This is a genomic window from Kitasatospora sp. NPDC048365 (assembly GCF_043200835.1).
In the GTDB taxonomy this organism is placed as follows: Bacteria; Actinomycetota; Actinomycetes; order Streptomycetales; family Streptomycetaceae; genus Kitasatospora; species Kitasatospora terrestris.
Map to the genome: position 1 here is coordinate 99688 of NZ_JBICYJ010000008.1, position 21106 is coordinate 120793.

Here is a 21106-nt window from a genome sequence, read left to right on the forward strand (position 1 = left end):
GGGGGGGGGGGGGGGGGGGGGGGGGGGGGGGGGGGCGCGCCCCCCGCCCGCGGCCCCCCCCCCCCCCCCTACTGCTCTCCTCCCTCCGGCTGCTCCCCCGCGGGCGGCGGCGTCCAGCCGTACACCTTCGCGCAGATCCTCAGGAGGGCCGCCAGTTGCTGCGGGGTCGCCCCTGCGATCCACAGCCGGGCGTCGCGGTCGTACTCCTCCCGGATCGCGACGGCCATCGCATACTCCACCGGGTTCGTCCCTGCGATCCAGTCCTTGGCGTCCTGGTTGATGCCCATGCTGCCGCGGAGGAGCGCCGCCAAGCCGTCCGGGTCCTCCACGCGCATCTGTTCGATCCGCTCCTTGGCCTTCTGCTTGTTCGCCTTCGTGGAGGCGTCGGTCTGCAGTGCCCGGGGTGCCTGGTCCTTCCACTTCTTGGTCGTCTGCTCGATCCCCTTCTTGAGCTCCGAGCGGCTGTCCTTGGCGAACGCGTCCGTGCTTTCCGCGTTGGCGTTCTCGGCGAGGACGTGACGGGCCCGGCCCTTCGCCAGGAGGTCGGACGCCCCGGTCACGGTGAGCGCGTCCATCCCGTTCGCCGGGAAGTCGGGCACCTCCGCCCGGCACAGCTCGGTGGCCAGGCTCCGGTACTCGGCCGCTACCTGCTCCGCTTCCGCCAGCACGCTGCGCACGAGTCCCAGCGCATCGGGGGAGAGCCGGTTGCGGAGGCTGTAGAGCTCGTTCAGGTAGGGCAGGGCGCGCCTGGCCACCTGGATGCCGGCCATGTCGTCGATCTCCATCAGCCGGGCGAAGGCTTCCGTGACCTGATCCTCCCGGAGGGGGTGCGACCGGTCCTCGATGCCCCGCTCCTCCTGGCTGTGGCCGAGGTAGAAGTGCACCGCGTGCCTGATCGCCGCCCGGTCGTCGGGGTGGAACTCCCCGGGGAAGTCCCCGCCCCCGAGGTGCGTGTCCCCCTCTCGCGGGTACGTGAGGAACATCCGGCCGTACAGGCGCCCGAGGGCGTCCTCGAACCTCAGTCCGCGGGTCCATCCCTTGGACTGCGCGAGTTTCGGCAGCAGGTCCCCCTCGGTCCGGTGCGGGCTGACGTCGATGGACACCACCTCGATGCCGGCGAACGCCATCTGGTCGATGACACCGCTGCGCATGCCGACGGCGCCGACGATGTCGAAGTTGTTCTTGAGGTAGCGCAGCAGGGCGAGTTCCTTGCGCCGGCTGCCGGTCGACGCCCAGTTCCAGTACTCCCGCAGGCTCGGTCCGGACCAGTTCTCCGGCTTCTCACCCATCAGGATGACCTTGACGTCCGGCCCGAGCGCCTCCTTCACCTCCTCGATGACCTGCAGCACGCCCTCTTCGCCCGTGTCGAGCGCGGGCGCGTTGGCACCGGCCCGCCCGCTGTGGCCGCTGCCGCGGTAGGTGACGATGACGTACCTCTGGCCGTGCTGGAGGCCACCGCGCTCCGCGGCCGTCAGGTCCTGTTCGAAGGCCCTGCCCTCTTCCTCGGTGTAGTGCCCGAAGCCGTTGAAGAAGTCGTTGTCCCGCTCCCGGAACCAGGCGCTCAGGGCCCCCTCGCGGAGTTGCCGCAGCGCGTTCCGGTCGCCCCTGTCCATATGGTTCGAGAGCAGTTCGTGCAGTTGCACGGCTTCTTCCCGACGCTGGATCCGCTCCACCGCACGCAGCAGTTCCGGGTGGTCGCGCAGCAGTTGCGCCAGGACCTCGGGCGAGGGCTTCGGCTGGCCTTCCTGCCAGGTTTCCTGCGTGAGTCTCCGCAGCGCGGTCTGCCAATCGCGCTCGGCCCCCGTCCTGGGGGCGAAGTAGTTCGCCACGTCCTCCGAAGCGTCGGTCTCCTTGCGGCCGAAGTCATCGGGCCGCCCCTTCGCCGTCGTGTAGACGGGCAGCTCCTTCGCCGTCGTGTAGGCGACTCTGCGGCCTGCCTCGACCAGGTCGTCGTGGAGGTTGAGCATCCCTTCGGCCTGCTCCAGCGTCTCCGTGCCGACGTTCCAGATCAGCAGGTCGTGGTCCTGATTCGCCATCATCGCCGCCCGGACGTGGTACATGTCGCCGGAGTTCTCCGCCTTGATCACGTACGTCTTCTGGCCGTCGAGCACGCTCACCACCCGGTCCTTGGGCAGATGGTCGGCCACGGTGACCGCCCGGACGTGGGCCTGGGCCAGGTCCTGGCCGGTGCGGTCCCACTCCTGCTGCTCTCCGGCGACGCGCCAGGCGAACCGGTGCGCCCCGGTGTCCCCGGTCCTGGTCACGTGCAGCAGGAGATCGGTCCCGTCGGCCCGGGTGATCACGACCGTGGCGACCCGGCCGGACTCCGGCACCGGAGTCGTCCCGGGCATCCTGCGGAGGTTGGCCTCCAGGTTCTCCAGCGCCGCGCTGCCGGTGCCGTACTCGTACAGCAACGGATCGATCTGCTCGACCGGGGGGGCGACCCCCTGCTTCTCCGCTTCCTTCATCGCGCGGTAGCCGACGGGCAGGGTGATCCGTGTCTCCTGGTCCGCGACCAGGCTCCTGACCCGGTTGCGAATGCGCCGCCACGCCACCTGCGGGTGGGCCGCTGGCGCGGCGGTGTCCTGGTCCGGCGCGTGCTGTTCCGACTCGTGCGCCAGCCGCACCGGGGCGGGCCGGTCGGGGTCGATGGGGTCGTGCTCGGTGACGGGAGGGACCGGTTCCTGCTCCGGGCGGAGGAGCTCCTGCCCGGCCGGGGTCACCCGGACGTCACCGTCCTCGACGTGGAGGCGCAGCCAGGTGCCGGGACCGTCGACCAGGGGTCGGCCGTCGGCGCCGAAGCCGACGTTGCGGGCCACCACGGCCCGGGCGTCGTGGCCGGCGGTCAGGAAGACGGAGCCGTTGCCGGCGAAGGCCACCGGGTGGGTCAGCCGGGCCAGGTTCTCACTGAGCGGCTGTCCGGTGCGGGCGGCCTCGGCCTGGCGGGCCGCGATCAGGTCGTGCAGGGCCTTCATGGTCCTGCCCGCGAAGGAGTGCGCCCCGCCGACCGCGCTGTTGCAGGACAGGAAGCGCACCTCCTCGCCCTGCCACCGCCCGGCTTCGGCGAGCCGCAGCAGCGCCCCCGCGAGCTGATCCGGGGTGACCTCCTCGCCGTGCAGGAGCGGCGCGCCGTCCTCGGGGCGGCCGTGGAAGACGACGGTGAAGTACGGGTCGTCGTGCGGGAGCGCGCGCAGTGCCTCCAGCAGGCCCTGGAAGGCGTCCGAGGCGCGGGTCGCCGGGTCGGCGAGCAGGTGGATCCCCTCCCCGGCGCCCGGCAGCGGGGTGGCGAGCAGGTCGGCGACGGCGTCGGGGACGGAGTTGCGCAGGATCGTCTCGCCCTCGGGGTGCAGCGCGGTGAAGAGCACCCGCTGGTGGCCGGCCGACTCCAGCTCGGTGGTCTCGCTGATCGGCACTTCCATCTCGATCGGGACGAGGCCCTTCTCGGTGAGCGTCCGGTCGCCGTCGCGGAAGGTGACCTCGACCTCGGCGTAGCCGGTGTAACGGGCCGTCGGGACGGGCACCTTGGCCCCGGCGACGGTCTTGCCGGAGGCACCGCCGGACGGCCCCTCGCGCCACCGCCGGCCGTAGCCGACGGTGCCCAGGCCGGTGAGGTCGACGTCGGTGCCCTTCGGCCCGGCCTTCGCGCCGCCCTGGAACTGGACGTCCCACTGCGTCCAGTCCAGCCGGGTGGTGCGCCCGCCGCCGCCGGTGTCGTTGGCGGGGCTGAGCGCGGCGGCCGTGTTGTCCCGCTGGTACTCCAGTTGGACGATCGAGACGGAGGCCGTGACGTCGGCGTCGTCGACGAGCAGGCGCCGGCCGACCGACGGGGTGGTGGTGCTGCGGCCGCCGGGCGCCAGGACGTCGCGGTCCGGCCCGTCGTCGAGGTGCCGGACCTCCCGCCCCCGGGAGACCGAGCCGAACAGCGCGGACAGCTGGGCGTGGCTGTGGGTGTTGCGGGCGACGGACTCCAGCCAGGACCAGGTGCCCGGCGCGAAGAAGCTCGCGCCGAACACGGTGAGCAGGTCCCGGACGCCGGAGGTGTCGTCGATCCAGCGCAGCACCCCGACGTCGCGGACGCCCTCCCGGAACAGCGACTCCGGCGGCCTGCGCAGCTGCAGCACACCGACCTCCTGGGGCGTGCGCAGCGGCGGGAACCCCTCCGTCGGGGCGCCGTGGCGCAACGGCACCACGGCCTCGTCGCGGCCGGTCTCCATCAGCACGTCGGCGTGGACGGTCGCCTCGACGAGCGAGCGCCGGTAGCGGCCCAGCCCGGTCAGCCGGTCGCCGAGCCGGGTGATGCTCCGGCCGACGCCGCCGAGCACCGACCGGTCGCCGCCCGGGGGCCGCTGCGCACGGTCGGGACGGACGGCGTCCGCGGGGTGCAGCACGACGGGCGGCCGGTGCTCCAGGCGGATCTTGAGGACAACTTCGGCCTGGTGGGCCACCGCGGCCACCTTGCTCTTGACCGCGGTGCCGCCGGAGCCGGAATCGTTGCCGTGCTCCAGGCGGTTCACGCCCGTCGCGTAGGTGAAGGTCGGTCCGACCAGCGGTGCGGTCCCGGAAGCCGTCGGGTCTCCCGTGACGTGGACGCCGAAGGAGTACGCCGTGCCGCTGCCGCCACCGGTGTTCGTCGCGCCGTCGGAGCTGGTGAGCGAGGTCTGGTGGCCGGTCCCGATGTTGAACTCGACCTGCGGCGGCCGCCCGGTCGGGACGAGCCCGACCACCTCGGCGGTGATCAGCGCCCTGCTCCGGCCGTGCTCCACGACCAGCGGATGACCGGCCATGACCGACTTGAGGTGGATCTGCAGCCGGTCGAAGTCCAGCGCGTCGGACAGCTTCCGTGCCATGCCCGCCCAGTCCCTGCCCAGGAAGTGGGCGGCGGTGCGGCTCCCGTCACCGAGCCGGGCGGCGCCCAGGCCGCGGACCAGGTCGTGCACGGTGCCGCTGCGGTCCTGGTCGAGGTGGACGGCGGTGATCACGTCGGAGGAGCCGAACCGGTGGTTCGGCAGCATCCTCGAGGCCGCCTCCTGGACGCGCTGGGGCGCGGCCACCACGGCGGACGCCGTGACGGGCTCCGGCGACGCGATCGCGTGCGACCGCCCGGTCGTCTCGAAGGCGATCGTGAACACGGCGTCCACGTCGGTGATCCGGGCGGGCTCGGTGCTCTTGCTGCGACTGTTGGTGCCGCCCACCCGGTCGATCGAGACGCCCTTGACGAGGTCGCGGGTGCGCGTGTGCTCGCCGGTGAGGTTGACCCACGGGAGGGTGAGCCCGAGCCGGCCGCGGAGGCGGAGCCGGGTGCGCAGGTCCGCGGTGGTTCCGGTGGTGGTGCGCTGCTGGCTGCCCGACTCGAACTCGAAGCCGGTGAGCAGCTCCTCCCGGGGCCGCGGGCGCACCAGGTCGCCCCCGATCACGACCGTGCCCTTCCAGCCGTCGAAGTCGAGGGGCACCCGGATCCGCCCGCCCCGGCTGAGCCGGGACAGCGCCGACGTGAGGCCGTGCGCGTCGACGGACCGGGCCAGCCGGGCCTCGGCGGCGGCGGGCACCGGCTTGCCGGTGTGCTCCCGGAGCGCGTCCAGGACGGTCCGCAGCACCGCGGTGTCACCGCGGCCGAGGCTGAGCACCACGTCGGACTGGCCGAGGCGCAGCGGCGGCTCGGCCGGGTCGCCGGCCGGGCGCGGCGGTACGACGTGCTGCGGCTCCGTCAGGGCCCGCTCGCGCAGCCCCGGCGGCACCACGAAGCCGTGCCGCTCGTTCCCGCCGATCGTGTGCGGCACGGTGTGGGCCTGCTCGAGGCTCAGCTCGGCGGTGAGCAGCACCGGCCCGTAGTCCCGCCCGTTGGCCTTCAGCAGCACCTCGAAGTCGGCCCGGTACAGCTCCTGCGGGCTGCGGTACTTGCCGTTGGCGTAGCCCTTGTCGGACTCCCCGCTGCGCCAGCCGTCCCGGATCCGCGAGTCCGCGGAGGACACGACGGTGCCCTGCAGGACGTCCTCGAAGGGCTTGCCCGAAGCCCTCAGCACGTCCTCGTGGGTGAAGACGGTTCCCTTGCCGGCCAGTTGGAACTGGCCGGTGACGGTGTCGGAGCGCAGGTGGCGGGTCGAGCCGAAGGTGCTGGTCTCGCGCACCGGGTTCAGCTCGGCCGTCCCCTGGCTGCGCAGGTGGACCATCCGGTGCAGCCGGACGGTCGTGCCGAGGTGGAGGTCCTTCAGCGGACCCGCCGTGACCTCGGGGCCGCGCAGCGCGGTGCCGCGCGACATGCCGACGACGTGCGCGCTGACCGCGCTGTGCGAGTAGGCCTGAAGGACCTCCGCGCGGGCCTGCTGCCAGGTCTTCTCGCCGAGCAGCACCCGCCCGACCCGGTCGAGCTCCTCATGGAGCGGGGCGATGTCGCGTAGGTCGCGCACGACGGTGGTGTCGGGCAGGCCCGACCACACGTCTTCCACCGGCGCCGGGACCTGGTCGCCCACCCCGTGGGCGGGCCCGACGGGCGGCACGAGCGGCCCGTCGGCGACGAACTCCGGCGGCCGGCTTCCTGCCACGACCTGCGTGGCCTCGGTGACCAGGACGGCCTCGTCCTGGTCGATGACGGTGCGGAAGCCGAGGCCCACGCGGGTCGTCTCGTCGGCGGGCCGGGGCAGCGCCCCGCCGCGCCAGCCGAAGGTGACGGTCAGCTCGGCCGTCCCCTCGAACAGCACCGCCGGCCGCTTGACCTTGGTGCCGTTCCCCAGGTCGGTGCCGGTGCCGTGCAACTCGACGCCGTCCCGCCCGGCCCGGGCGCCCGTCCCGGCGCCGCCCAGGGGGTTCGTGCTCGTACGGTTGACGATCGACGACGGCAGCACCTGCCCCTCGTGGCTCCTGGTCGTCTGCTCGACCTGCGAACGGGTGGTGGCGGTGGAGATGTTGAACTCGGTGCTCGGAAGGGTGCGGACCTGGTGCATCCGGGAGACCGTCCCGCCGCCGACGGTGATCACCGCGGCCGCCCCGAGCGGGCTGTCGTCCACAACGGTCAGCTCCTGGCCGGCCATCGTCGCCTTCAGCTCCTGGTGCAGGGTGCCGAGGTCGAGTTCGGTCAGCAGCCTGCGCCGCAACTGCGGCCAGCGGCTGCCGAAGTAGCGTTCGGCCGCCTCCTCGAAGCCCGCCACGAACTTCCCCGTCGGCGGCGCCGCGGGCCGCTCGTCCGGGCCCACCAGCTCGATCCCGCCCTGCTCGTCCTCCCCCTGCTGCCTGCGGGGAGGTTCGAGCGGCCACACGTCGGAGACGATGTGCGAGCCGGCCAACCGCCGGTGCTCGGACACCTCCCGGGGCACCGCGTAGTGCGCCTCCGCGGCCGGCGGCACGTCGGCCCGCTCCTGCTTGGGCACGGCGACGTGGCCGGTGAGCGGCAGCTCGATCGGCTGCGGCGTGTGCCACAGGCCCGATGCGCCCTGGAACCTGGCGTCCAGGAACTCCACGGTCAGCGTGAACGGGGTCTCGAAGACGTCGGCCGGCTCGGTGGTCTTGCCCCGGGCCGAGGTCCGGCTCGCCTCGGCGGTGCTGCCGCCCGTCAGCGAGCCGCGCTGGTGGCCGAGGGCCTCCGCGAGGTCACCGGAGTTGCCGAACTTCGCTCTGAACTGCGCGCCGATGCTCGTCCGGGTGAGCCGGTCGGCGGTGACGCCGACCGTGCTCTGCTGCTCCGAGCCGTACTCGAACTCGAAGCCGCCCAGCTCCCTGAGGTGCCGGCCCTCGCCCACGGTGGCGCTGATCCTGATCTCGCCGGACCATCGGCCCGCCCGGAACGGCACCTCCCGTACGTCCCCGCGGGACAGCGCGGCCATCGTCGGACGCAGTGTCTCGGAGCCGAACAGGCTCTCCGCCAGCGTCCGCGCGGCCTTCGCGTCCCCGTGCAGCGCCTCGGCGAACCGGCTCTGGAGGCTGTCGAAGTCCCCGCCCCGGATGTTGTCCAGGTGCACCAGCACGTCGTACGCGGACAGCCCGCGCTCGCGGAAACGGCCGGGCGGGGCCGGAGCGAGGAGCGGCTGCTCGACCACGGCCTGCTCGACCACGGCCTGCTCAACCACAGCGTGCTCAACCACGGCCTGCTCAACCACAGCCTGCTCGACCACCGTCTGCCCGGAGGCGCCCGGGTTGAGGGCCTGCTCGATCACCTGGTCCAGGGCGAGGTGATCGAGCCCGTGCTGGACGACCGGCTCGGGCTCGGGCTCGTGCTGGACGACCGGCTCGGACTCCTCCGTCGTGGTGTCCATGAACTCCCGGAAGCCGGCGAACACCTGCTCCTCCGCCTCGGTCCGACCGACCTGGTTGGCCCCCTCCGGACGGTCCGCCCGCGGATCCGTCCCGAAGAGGTGCTCCAGCAGCGGCACCAGCTCGGGCACGTTCTCCCGCACCCACTCGGCGCCGTTGTTGCGCGGCAGTCCGGTGGCAGGGTCGTTCCCGTGGTTGTGGCCGAAGTACGCGGTGACCAGCTGCGCGAAGAACTCGTGCTGGTTGCGGGCCGAGTAGTTGCCCACCAGGTTGCCGTCCGCGTCCAACACCCCGCCGTCCGGCCAGGCCGTGACGTTCTCCTCGCCGAACAGCTCGGACAGGGCGTCGGTGGCGTCCCGGTCCCGGTAGGCCTGCGCGACCAGGGCCAGCTGTTCCCGGGTGAGGGCGAACTCGTGGATCGCATGGGCCAGTTCGTGGACGGAGGTGGAGTACCCGACGGGGTGTTCCAGGTTCGGACCCAATGTCGCGCGGGCACCGAGCAGGTTCTCCTCGGTCATCATGACGAGCCCGTTCCTGCTGGAGCCTCGGACCATCGACCAGTCGCGACCGTCGCCCGTGGTCTGCGTGGGCGCGGAGAAGCCGGGCACCTCCGTCATCGGGACGTCGCGCGGCACCACCTCGATCTGCACGCCCGCGTCCACCAGGCGCTCCGCGAGCGCCTTGTTGTTCGAGAGCATCTGCACGACCAGCGCCTCCGCCGTCCGGCGGGCGGCGACCGGCTGCTGGGTGCGGGGGTCGACATTGATGAGCAGCCGGGCTGCCGCCTGCGCGAAGTCCGCTGGCCCGAGTTCGTTGGACAGGATCTCCATGAGGCCGCCGTCCGCGGCGATCGTGATCCGCTCCTCGCGCGACAGGTGCTCCAGTTCCTGCACCCGCTCGTGCAGCGGCCCGGGCACCGGTATGCCGCCGCCACCCAGCCCGACCCGCGGCGGGGCGAGCACGGTCTGCCCGGACTGCCCGACCGTCGGCGGCGCCGGCTGCGTCTCCGTGTCCGGCTGCGGTTCCCCCTTGCGCTTCCGCGTGGACGGACCCTCGCCGTTGTCCCCGCCGCCGCTCTCGTCCGCCTCGCGGCTCCGCTTCGGCGGGCCGGGGACCCAGGCGCTGTAGTGGTCCGCGTCCAGCTGGAGGTGGACCGTTCGTGTGGCTGCCATCCCGTTCAACGGGTCCAGGATCACATCGGGCTGACCGGTCCGGTGAATGTGCAGCTGTACCCCCAGCGCGGAGGCGACCACTCGCGGTGCGAGGTCTCCGGCTGCGGTGTTCCAGTTGCCGGTCCGGACGATGGTGAGGGCGAGTTGGTTCATGTCCGTACCGAAGGACTCGGCGAAATCCCTGACGACGCGCAGGTTCGCGTCCGCCAGCATCCAGTCCACGACCCGCGCGCGGAGGGCCGCCGCGTCTCCGTCCAGGGGGAACAGGACCGCGTTGACCGCGTGGTAGAGGCAGTCGCCGTCCGGGGGCACGTCCTGCCACCGGAACAACTCGGGCAGCTGGTCGTCGCCGGAGTTGAACCTGTGGATGCTCTGACCCGCCTTCTCCCGCGCCTTCTTCCGGGCCTCGGCCCGAGTCTCCGCGGCACTGCGGTTGTTGTCGAGCGTGGACAACTGCCGCTCACGGAAGAAGCGTTCGGATCTGCGCAGGGACGGTCCGGCGGCCTCGCCCCAGCCGGGCTGGTGCATTTCGCCCGCTCCGGCCAGGAAGTACGTCTCACGCTCGACGAAGTAGTGCATGGGGACGTCGAGGGGGAATCCGTAGGTGCCCATCCTGAGGTTGGGGATGGTCGGGAAGTCGGCCACCTGTTGTGCCACTTCCGCGTTCCCGTCACCGAGGTGCCACGAGGATCCGACCGCGATGCCCATCTGGGCCATCCAGTGGTCCATCAGCAGCGGCCGGTCGGCCATCGAAGGGTCGATCACCATCGGCACCGGCCGGTCGTTGCCGAGGATGTCGACGTCGACGACCACCGCGACGTGGTACGCCCAGCTGACCTGGTTGGTCCCCGGTGCCCCGGTCGGCTCCACGTTCTCGGAGTTGGCCACCAGACCGGGCGTACCGTCGGACCTGTCGTGCTGGACGAAGATCTTCCGGTTGGCGATGCCGAGTTCGGTGAGTCGGACGGCCATCAGGTGCGCCCGGTCGAAGCAGCCGTTGTCGGGGTAGTCGAAGGGAATCGGCACGTTGCTGCCGTCGGTGGCCTCGTAGTGGAGTCGCCTCAGGTCCTGGAAGAGCTCCAGTACCTCGGGCTCGTCCACGAAAGGACGCTCCCCGATCTCGCCGTTCCTGACGTAGGCGTGCAGTTCGGTCGCCAGGGGGAACCGGTTTTCGACCTGCTGCAGGAAGGGGTGCTCGCTCCCCAGGTCCTGGATGTCCAGGACCCGCCACAGGCGCCGGAGGTCACCCTGCAGCGGCCTGATCAGCGCCAGCACTTCCTCGGCCGAGCCGGAGCCCCTCATGAGCGCCCGGAGCTGCCCGGACACCTCCCGCTCCTCCGGGCGCCGGAAGACGTCGAGGAGATGCACGGGCGTCAGGGTGTCCGTCCGGCCGAACAGGCTCAGCACCCGCTCCGCGCCCTGGGCACCCAGATGTCCCACCGTGGCCGCTTCGTTCAGGAGGAACACGATGTCCCGGCCGCCGGACTGCTCGGCGTAACGGACCACCAGCCGTTCGAAGTTGCGCGGGTCCCCGGTGAGACGCCCGAGGGCGGTGAACACCTCCTCGCCCTGCAGCGTCCCGGCGGTCACGCGAGCCGCCAAGTCCTGGATCACCCCGTCGAGGAGCTGGTCCACGGTCGGCGACAGGGTCGCCTCCTGGAGCAGCAGCGCCGCCAGATCCAGAACGTCCTGGTCGAACTGCAGCGGGGCGTTCGGGTCGAGCAACTGCAACGCATCCAGGTCGAGCAGCGGTTCGAGGTGCGAGTCCTCACCGAACAAGCCCTCATAGGGGTTCTCCGTAGGCTGCCCATCGTTGCCGTTGCCGTCGGTGTTGCCGTCGGTGTTGCCGTCGGTGTTGCCGTCGGTGTTGTTGGTGCGCGGTGCCACCTCGGCCTGGCCGCCGCCCTTCCCGGACGGCTGCGGCCTGGAGACCGGGTCGACCCAGACGTGGCTGCGCGCCTGCGGCGCGGCGGCCTCGCGGGCCTCGTCCCAACTCCGGTGCCCGGCCCCGCTACCGGGGTGCCGGTCGAGGTGACCGACCACCGAGGAGATCAGCTGCAGGTGGCGCTCACGCAGACCGCCCTGTCGTAGACCCTCCGGCGCCGAGGCGCGCGGATTCCCGATCAGGCTGCCGTTGACGCTGGGACGGTGCGGGAGGTCCGCCGTCCGGTACTCGTCGCGCAGGCCCAACTGGTGGCCCAACTCGTGCACGTAATGCAGCGGATCGCCGTCGGCCCACCAGGTGTTCTGGTCCATCTGCCGCTCGCGCCCGACCAGGTCCACCGTCAGATGGGCATCCGCCCCCGGCTCGACCCGCACCACCGTGACATGCATCCGGTCACCGCCCGCCAACCGGTAACCGGGCGCGTTGAGGTGCTCCTCCACCCCCGTGACCAGCTTCTCCCACACCCCGGCCGCATCGCGCTCCCCACCCTCCCGGAACGCGATCCGCACCGTCAGATCGACGTGCTCCTCACCACCGTGCTCGAAACGCCGCGCGTCGAAGGACGACCGCACCACGAAACGCGGCCTCCGATCATTCCGCACCGGCCAGAGCTGCTCGACCTGCTGCTCCACCTCGTGATGCTCGGGGGGCATCGGAAGGCGGGGCGCGGTCTCCAGGTCGGCGGGCGGGTGGAAGAACCACGGGCCGGGCCCGAAGTCGGCAGCGAGGAGCGTCACCTCGTCGGCGGCGACCAGGACGACGTCGTTCGCCGTGAACTTCCCGGCGTCGTCGGCCACGCCGAAGCTCAGCACCAGCGGGCGGCCCTTCTCGTCGACCCGGCCGGTGGCGAGGGCCACGTGGTTCATGCTGTTGCTGGTGATGACGATGTCGCCGGCGAGGGGCAGCGTCCTGGCGTGTTCGGACTGCGCGCTGTACGGGGTGGTGCTCTCAGGTCGGAGCAGTCGGCTGCGCAGGTGGCCGTGCCAGTCTGCGCCGGAGTAGCTGTAGGTCTCGCGTATCCATTCCTTCGACAGCAGCCCGGCGTGGTGGGCCGTCAGCAGCACGGACTCCCAGCAGTTGAGCGTGGTCTCCTCGGTGAGCGGCGGCGCTTCTTCCCGGACGCCGGTCGCCCACTGCTGGAAGGCACTTCCGCTGCCGTCGACCTGCCAGGTCATCCGCTGCCCGGAGCCGTCGTCCTGCACCGCCAGCCGGCGCATGGCCTCGACCACCCGGTGGCCGCTGTCGGGCACGAGCAGCCGCGACCGGCCTCCCAGGTGCTCCGTCTGCAGGCGCAGCACGGCGTCGTGGAGGGTTGCGCGCGCCTTCTGGTCCGTGGGCTCCTCCAGCAGCCGCTGGTGCACGGCGTCGTCGATCCGGTCCCGGCGGTACAGGGCTCCGGCGAGGCTCCGTATGTCGGCCGGGGCGGCCGACGTGCGGCTGACCGGCGCGGTGAGGTCGACGCCCAGCAGCATGGCGGCGTGGTTCGGCTGGAGCGGCCCGTCGAGGACCTCGGCCGCTGCCTTCACCGCGGAGTCCACCACCGTGAGTTCGGACTCCGACCTCAGCCTCTGGGTGATGCCGACTGGCAGGGCGGCCAGGCGCGGGGGCCGCTTCTTCTTCGCCGCGGCGTCGTGCAGCGCCTGTACGTCGGCCTCGTCGTGCTCCGCCCCGAGGGTCTTGAGCTGCTCGGACAGCACGACGACGTCGCGGAGCATGTTGTGGCCGGCCTCGTTGAAGCCGACGTGCCGTCCCGAGGCCGTCATCAGGCCTGTCCGTCCTTCCGGCGCGCCCATGACCAGGTTGGCCCTGGCGAGGACGGCGGCCCGCTCCTCGGCGCCGAGGGGGCCGCGCGGGGACAGGGCGTCCACGATCACGGCGGTGTCGTCGGCGGTGTCGCGCTCGTGCGCGTGCGCGTGCGCGTGCTCGCCCTCCTCGGGGCGCGGCTGCTCGCGGTGGGCGAAGGCGTCTTCGTGGGTGCGTTCGTGGGTCTGCCAGGAGACCTCGTCGAAGTGGCCGAGGGTCCACAGTTCGCGGTAGTGGGTGAAGAACTCGTCGCCGTACGCGCGCTTGAGCGCGGCGGCCCGGTCCTGGCCGAGGACGTGCGACCGGGCCAGGTCGTCGAAGGCCCGGGCGGCTTCGCGGAGAGCGGGGGCGGCCTGCCGCTCGAAGGAGGCGTGCTCGACCAGTTCCTCCGCCAGTTCGCTCCGGCGCTGTTCCCACTGCTCCTGACGGGTAGTCAGGTCCTCTGAGGTGCGGAACAGTTCGTCGAAGGCGCGCTCGGTCCGCTGGGTGTGGCCCTCCGCCAGCCGGTCGCGGGCGTGCTCGGACAGGACGCCGTGCGCGTGGGCCGCCGACTGCGCGGCGGTCTCGGCGGTGCGGTGGGCCGCCGCCCGGGCGGCGCGGTGCAGCAGCAGGTCGCGGATGTTCCCGGCCTCGGTGAGGCCCTCGATCGCGCGGCGGAGGACGGCCGGGCGGTCGGCGTGTTCGAGGGACTGGTGGTCCACGGCCTCGGCGAGGTCCTGGGTCACTCCCTGCTTGGCCCGGTGGATGTCCGCCGCGGTGACGCCGAACTGTTCGGCGAGCGCCTGGTGCCGGGGGTCCAGGTGCCAGGACTCGGCCGCCTGCTCCACCTTTTCGACGGTGTTCCGGATCGCGCTCTCGCGGGCCACCTGGACGGCGAGTTCGCGGGGCAGGCCGCTGAGGTGGCCGCCCAGGGCCAGTTCGAACAGCTTCACCGCCTCGGCACGGTCGGGGCGCGGCCCGGTCGCGGGGTCGAGCGGGCCGGTGATCTCGGCGAAGTCCTCGGCGACCCGTGCGCGCAGCTGTTCCTTGATCGCCTTCACACTGGCGTCCGAGGGCTTCGGCTGCCCGGTCGCTCCGGCCGCGGTGAGCAGGTCCCGGTCGTCCGTCGAGAGCCGTTCGTACCAGCCGCTGTCCCGGGTCACGACGTCGACCAGGCGGTCGGCCTCGGCGAGGGCGCGCTCGCGGTCGGCGTGCAGGGCGAGTTCCTCGCGCAGCCGGACGGTGAGCCCCTCCAGGGAGTTCTCCGCCTGCGTCCGGGCCGCGTCGACGTCGTCCCCGGCCCGGTGGGTGGGGCCGGTTCCCTCGGTCGGGGCATAGAGCCGGGCGGCCTCGGCCTCGGCCCGGGCCAGGAACCCGCTCTCCGTACCGGTGCGGACCGCCCGGAGCGCAGCTTCCGGGAGCGGGGCGGGCGCACGGGTGGGGCCGGTGCCGTCGCCGATGAGCTTCGGGGAGCCCGCGGCCTCCAGGGCCTGCTCGAAGCGCTCGCGGGCCATCCGGACGTAGCTCTCGCGCACCGCCGCGACGCGCACCAGCCCGTCCAGGTCGGCGAGGATCCGCTCGCGGTCCTGCGGCCGGGCGGCCAGTTCCTGGTTCAGCATGTCCTGGGCCCGGCGGCGCACCGCCGCGGGCAGGTCCGCCGGCACGTGCTCGGGGAAGTGCACGGACCCCTTGGCGAACTGTTCGGCCAGCAGGTCCGCGGCCGCTTCGTCGAGCGGGCGGCCACTGCTGTCGGGGTCCGTCCGGTGCTGTTCGGCGGCTTCGGAGAGCTTGGCGCCGTAGGCGTCCTGGAGGTCCCGCTGGGTCTGCCGCCACTGCTCGGCCCGGGCGCCGTCGGTCTCGGCGCGGATGTGCTCGGGGGCCTCGGCGTAGTGGTAGGCGGGTCCGGCGGGGGTGTGGTCCGGCCGCGCGCCGTCCTGCGGCGGGTGGGACGGCTGGTCACCGAAGGCCAGTGCCCCGGGGAGCCGCCGGCCCCGGTCGAGCTGTCCCTCCGTCGGCACCTCGGTGTACCCGTCGGGCACCTGCTCGGGGTGGTGCGCCCCGAGGAGGGGGCCGCGCTCGACGGGCTGCGGCTCGGGGTTCTCGGCGGTCGGGCGCCGGAACTCCAGCCACTCGCCGCCCCGGACCAGCACCGGCCGCCCTGCCGCGTCGTAGCCGACGTGGGAGGCGACCACCAGGTGCCCGCTCTCCCCGGAAACGACCTCGTTGCCCTCGACCTTGGGAACGAAGAACACCTTCCCCGTCGCGGCCAGCGCCGTACTGCCCAGGCCCTTCTCGCCCACCTCGCCCAGCAGCTTCATCACCTCGGCGACGTAGTGGCTGCTCAGGCCCTTGCCCGCGAGGCCGCAGACGACGAACTGGAGGGCGTCGGTGCCGTTCCAGGCTTTGGTGGTGACGAGGTCGGCCAGGGTGCGGACCATCTCCTGCGGGGTGATCACCCGACCGTCCCGGACCGGCAGGCCGTCCGGCCCGCCGTGGACGGCCACGGTGAAGGTGTTCTGGCGCGCCGGGAAGCGCGAGAGCGCTTCGTGCAGCTCCCACCGCTGGGTGCGGTTGAGCTTCAGGTCGCCCAGCCAGTGGCCCTGCGCCGCGGAGCCGAAATCGGACAGCGGCTCGCCGTACTGCTTCAGGTCCAGGTAGGTGCGCACTTCCTCGAGGAGGACCCGGTACGCCTCGGTGCCCGGGGCGGGCAGCGTGCTGTCGCGGCCTTCCTCCCCGGTCAGGGGGTGGTCGTCGGCCCGGGCCAGGGCCCGGTTGATCATCGCCTTGGCGCGCTGCTCGGCCGCCTCCTGCGTCTCGTGCGCGGCGGCATTCTCGTAGGCCGCCACGAACTCGTCGGTCAACGGGCCCGTGTGCTCGGCCCGGTTCTCCGGCCTGAGGTTGTTGCGGACCTCGGTCTCCAGGTCCGCCCGGACCTTCGGCGGCACCGTCCGGTCGCCGGTCCGCAGGTAGTGCTCGGCGAGGGTCTCCGCGACGACGCCCTTGAGCCGGTTCGCGGCGATGTGGTGGAGGTCGCCCACCATGAGGCCGGTCAGCGCATTCAGGTCCACCTCGTGCACGGGACCGGCGACCCACTGCGCGTCCACTTCGAGGATCTTCAACGACTTGAACTGCGCGAACCCGTCGAAGGCTTCGAGTTTCAGCAGTTCGCCCAGCACGACCCCGGGCTTCCCGAGGGGACCGTCCTCGGTGAGCGGCAGGCGGTGGAACTGCTCCTGCCACTCCTGCCGGCGGGTCAGCGCCTCGGCGGGCGGCCCCACCAGCCGCCGCCACGCGGTCCGCTCCTTCGGGTCGACCACGGAGTGCACGACGGCGTCGACGGAGGAAACGTTGATCTTCTGGTGCATGGCCAGGGCCACCACCGCGGTCGACTCCGTGCCCTTCTGCCCGTGCAGGTACTCCTGCACGTAGTGCTGGGCCGCCACCAGCGACTGCGCGCCCTGCACATAGTCGATCATCAGCACCTTGCGGTTGCCCAGCCGCTCCGGCGTCAGCTGCCCGAGCACCTCCGCGAACGCCGTGTCGAGGTGGGCGAGCTGACGCTCGTTCGGGGTCGGCTTGGGCCGCCCCATGTGGTCGGTCAGGCCCTGCGCGGCAGCCGCCCACGGCTCGCGGGCCCCGGGCCGGAAACTCGACAGGGGCATCGACACGGGCCGGTGGCCCAGCTCGCTCAGGTAGGCGACGACGGCGGCCGGACTGCGCCCGAGGCCCAGGTAGAAGTACTCGTCCGGCGGGTACTGCTCGACCACCCGGTCCGCGGCCAGGCCGACCGCCTCCAGCACCTCCAGGTACTCCGTGCGCCGCTCGTACGCGGTGAAACGCCGTGCGTCGGCCAGGAACTTCTCCTGCTGGTGCTCCTGGTAGTCGGCTCGCGGGACGTGCTCCAGGAACGTCTGCACCAGGTGCGCCGCGTCCGCATCGGTCAGCGGGTGCCCGCCCCGGCGGAGCCAGCTCTCGATCCCCGCGGCGTCCAGGCGCCGGTTGCCGACGGTGACCCGGTCGTACGGGACGGCCTCGGTGGCGTGGGTGCCGTCGGTACCGAACACCCGCTGCCCGTTGACCAGGACGTCCCGCTCCTCCAGCAGGAACGTCGGCGCCTCCTCGCCGAAGCGCCCGGCGAGCTCCATCTGCTCGGCGATGGGCCCCGTCGACGCGTCGGACCTGCTGTTGGAGTAGTGCTCCGGGAACGAGGAGGTGGACGTGTCCACGATCGCGACGGCCTCCCGGGTGTTCGGGGCCTTGCTGTACTCCTGCCAGTTGCCGCGACCCTCGAGCACCGGGCGCCCCGCCGCGTCGAAGCCGACGGCCTTGGCGACGACCAGGTGACCGGGACCGGGGAGTTCCGCTCCCTTCCTCGGCTCGCGGAAGGCGGGCACCACCCAGACCGGACCGTCGGCCGCCCGCCCCTTGAGATGGGCGAACTCCGGGTGCTGCCAGACGAGTTCCATCACACTGGCGCCGAAGTCGAAGCGCTCGCCACCGTTCAGGTCACAGGCGACGAAGTCGATGACCTCCTTGCCTTCGAGCTGCCCGTGCCCGCCGAGATCGAGGATGACCTCGGCAATGTCCTTCGGCGTCAGCCGCTTGCCCCCGTGGACCGGGTTGCCCTGCTCGTCGGTGTGCATCACCAGGGCGTAGCGCGCGTCGTCCTTGGGCAGGTGCGCCAGCGCCTTCCGGAGCGGCTCCGGGAGCGGGTCGCCGACCACCCAGGCCGACCTGTCCTCGGGATCCAGCGGGCGGCCGAACTCCGTTGCCCGGCCGTGGTCGAGCGGCGGGTGCTGCACGACGGGCTTGTCCTGGAGCACGGACGTGGAGTCGTTCTCGCGCTCCGGGGGAGCGGGCTGGTCGTGGGGGGCGACGCGCTCCAGGGGAGCGGGCTGCTCCTGGTGGTGGGGGGCGGGCTGCTCGTGCAGTTCCTGGTGACTGCTGCTGACCGTCGGGACGTTCCTGGGCGGGGGGACGGTGGCGTGGGCGGAGGCCTGCGCTTGTGCCTGCGGCTCCGGCTGCGGCTTCGGCGTCGTTCCGTCTCCGTCGCCCCCGCCGACCGTCACGACCGGCTTCGCGGGTTCGATGGTCTCGGACTCCGTCTCCTTCTTCGCCCCGTTCTCCTGGCTCTCCAGCGACGTGTCCGGCTTGCGGTTGCCGGGTGCCGTCGCCCCGAGGCCCTCGGAGTCCAGCTTCACCTTCACGTCCCCCGCCCGGGGGGCGGATCCGCCCGCGGTCTCTCCGCCGGTCGGGTGGGAGACCCACAGCGAGGTCGGGTGGCCCATCAGGGTGGAGACCACGGCGAACGGGAAGCGGACGTAGTTGGGGAGCTTCAGGTCCAGCTCCTGGAGCCTGAGTCGCAGCTGGGCGCCGCCGATGTGTCCCAGGTGCCCCAACGCGCCCATCGCGACTCCGCCGTAGAAACTCTCGACGCTGACGGTGAACTCGTGGTTCTCGCCGAAGGCCAGGTTGTAGGAGCCTTCGGTCATGACGTTCTGGACGCCGCCCCTGAGGTAGGTGCCGACGCCCTCGCCGAACCGGTGCAGGAACTGCCCGGCGGTCTGCGGGTGCAGTCCGTCCATCATGCCCACCGCGCGCCGGGCGAGGTCCTGGGTGGCCTTGACGGTGTCCTGGAGGCCCTGCAGCTCCAGGCGCTTCAGGTCGGCCTCCAGCGCGTTGCCGGTGAGGCCCTTGATCTCGTTCTGCAGTTGTCCGATCCGCCTGGTGAGGTTTTCGGCGCCCTTGAGTTCGACCGTGCCCGCGGTCTCGACCAGGCTTCGCGCCAGCTTGTTGAAGGCTCCGAGGTCCACCGCGTAGCGGCCGCCGGCGGCGAGGGCCCGGGCCGCGACCAACCGCCCGGCCGCGTTGGCGACTTCGGCGTTGACGCCCATCTTGACGAGGTCCTTCTCGAACACCTCGCCCATCTGGTCCGCCAGCCGGCCCACCTTGGTGAACCCGGCTCCGAGGTGCTCCACCGACCACAGGGCGTCCTTGCCCAGGGTGCCCTTCCCGACGTTCTCCGCGACCTCCTTGAGCTGCTCGCGCCAGACCGCTCCCGCGGTGTCCTTGGCGAGGGCCTTCGCGGCCTGGGCCTTGAGGTCGCGCTCGACCATGGCCAGCGCTTCCTTGTAGCCGAGCTTCGACCCGTTCTTGAGGACGGCGTTCAACTCGGCCCCGCTGAGGCTCTTCAGCCTGTCCCCGACCGCGTTCTTGAAATCGGCTCCCGCCAGGGTCTTGATGTCGTTCAGCAGGTTCTTGTTCAGGCCGCTCCCGAACACCCGCCCGAACAGCTTGCCGAGACCGAAGGTGAGCAGCTCCAGCGGACCGGTCAGCAGGCCGTTGATCGCACCCATCTCGATGGACTGGACGAAGGACTCGCTCTCCCAGTGGTCCTTGTGGCCCTTGCCGATCTGGATGCCCTGGATGATGCCGTCCATCAGCATGGCGGTGGTGATGGAGAGGAACTCGTGCAGCATGAGCTGCTTCAGCAGCCAGATGAAGACCTGCTTGATCACCTGGCCCGCGGTCTCGTAGGCGACGAAGATCTCCGCGAGCGACCCGCCGAAGGTGAGCGGCGACATCGCGATGGCCCAGGCGATCTGCGCCAGGAGCTGGATGAGCTGGGCGATGATCATCCACTTGGCGTACTCGACCTGGTTGGCCACCTTGTGGGCGAAGTCGCCAAGCTGCTTGGCGACCTGGCCTGCCGAGGTCACGTAGTCGGTACCGCCGGCGCCGCCGATGAGCGGCAGCACCCGCTGGTAGAACCGGTCGGCCGCCTCGCCCGCGAACTCGTCGTTCTGGTGGACGGTTTCCAGCAACCTCCGCAGCCACTCCCGGAGTTCGGGGACCTCCTTCGCGATGGCCAGGTAGTCGTCCCCGGCCGTGCGCAGCCGGTCCTCGTCCGCCTCCGGCCACTTCATACCGGTCGCGATGCTGAAGAACTTCGCCAAGCCCGGCGGCAGCATGATCGACACGGGGGCACGCTCCTGGCGTTCGGGGAGATCGGGCGGCGCTCGGCCGCGGGTGGGGGCGGGGCTGGGACGGGCTGCGGAGGCCGGGCCGGTCGAACGGTCCGGTCAGACCTGGTTCTTGGCGTCCTCTCCCGCGTTGTGCAGGATCCGGGAGCTCAGCCGGCCCTTGATGCCGAGGCGCTCCACCTCGCTGCTCACCAGCGTGAACAGCTTGACCAGATCGGCGGTCGGCTTGTCCACGTTCTCGTGGTACGTCTTGCCGATCTCGTCGTGCCCGGCCGAGTTCCGGTTGAACTCGTTGATCTCGACGCACCGGTTGCTGATGTCGGTGAGGATGTCCGCGAGCGGCCCGAATTTCTTGAACTTCTCTTCCAGGTCCCCGCTGACGTTCAGTCGGTCACCCACGGAACTCCTCCTGCCGGTCGTGCTTGCGCCGTTCCTCCGCGGCTTCCGCCTCGGCGTACCCCGGGCGCATCGCCTTCAGCGGCGCGAAGAGCTCGTCGAGCTCGGTGCCCTCGGTCATCGAGGCCCGGAGGGCCTCGCCCAGGCCGCTGAAGGCCGCCATCCTGGTGGCGATCTGCTCGCCGAGGTCGGCCCGGGCGGTGTTCAGCACCTCGGTGATCGCCGCCCCGAGCTCGGCCGGGGCCATCGTCCGGTACGCGTTGGTGTGGAACACCAGGGACACCACCTGGCCCTGCGCGCCGACCGTCGCGGTGACCAGCCGGTCCTTGGAGGTAGCCGAGGCAGTGGCCGCCTCCAGCTCCTTGGCCGCGGCGGCCATCCGGCTGTGCTGTTCGGCCATGGTGGCCATGGCCTGCTCGATCTGCTCGGCGAACGAGAACGTCATCCGTCCGTGCCTCCCGTCTCTTCCCGTGGTCCCCGCGGTGCGTCCCGGGTCGGGTTCCCGGGCCCGGGACGCACCGGCTCGTGGGGTCGTACGGTTCTCTCTACGGACGGAGCGCGGCCGGCGGTTCGACACCGCCCGGGCG

3 protein-coding genes are annotated in these 21106 nt (G+C 72.0%); all 3 read right to left on the bottom strand.

From position 1 onward, the window contains the following. Window positions 1-68: 68 nt before the first annotated feature. On the bottom strand, window positions 69-20111 hold the full coding sequence (locus ACGFX4_RS10660; protein WP_393071981.1) for a protein-glutamine glutaminase family protein: 20043 nt from the start codon (window positions 20109-20111) through the stop codon (window positions 69-71). Between the two features lie 111 nt (window positions 20112-20222). After that, window positions 20223-20522, bottom strand: a complete 300-nt coding sequence (locus tag ACGFX4_RS10665; RefSeq protein WP_393071742.1) for a hypothetical protein — start codon at window positions 20520-20522, stop codon at window positions 20223-20225. Next, window positions 20515-20964 carry a YbaB/EbfC family nucleoid-associated protein gene (locus ACGFX4_RS10670; protein WP_393071744.1) on the bottom strand — a complete coding sequence of 150 codons (450 nt, stop codon included), beginning with the start codon at window positions 20962-20964 and terminating at the stop codon, window positions 20515-20517. Before ACGFX4_RS10670 ends, ACGFX4_RS10665 begins: the two co-directional genes overlap by 8 nt. Between the last annotated feature and the right edge of the window lie 142 nt (window positions 20965-21106).

Bases quoted from the DNA above. Each gene is read 5' to 3' on its own strand.
- ACGFX4_RS10670 (WP_393071744.1), bottom strand. From the start codon at position 20,964: ATGACGTTCTCGTTCGCCGAGCAGATCGAGCAGGCCATGGCCACCATG.
- ACGFX4_RS10660 (WP_393071981.1), bottom strand. From the start codon at position 20,111: ATGCTGCCGCCGGGCTTGGCGAAGTTCTTCAGCATCGCGACCGGTATG.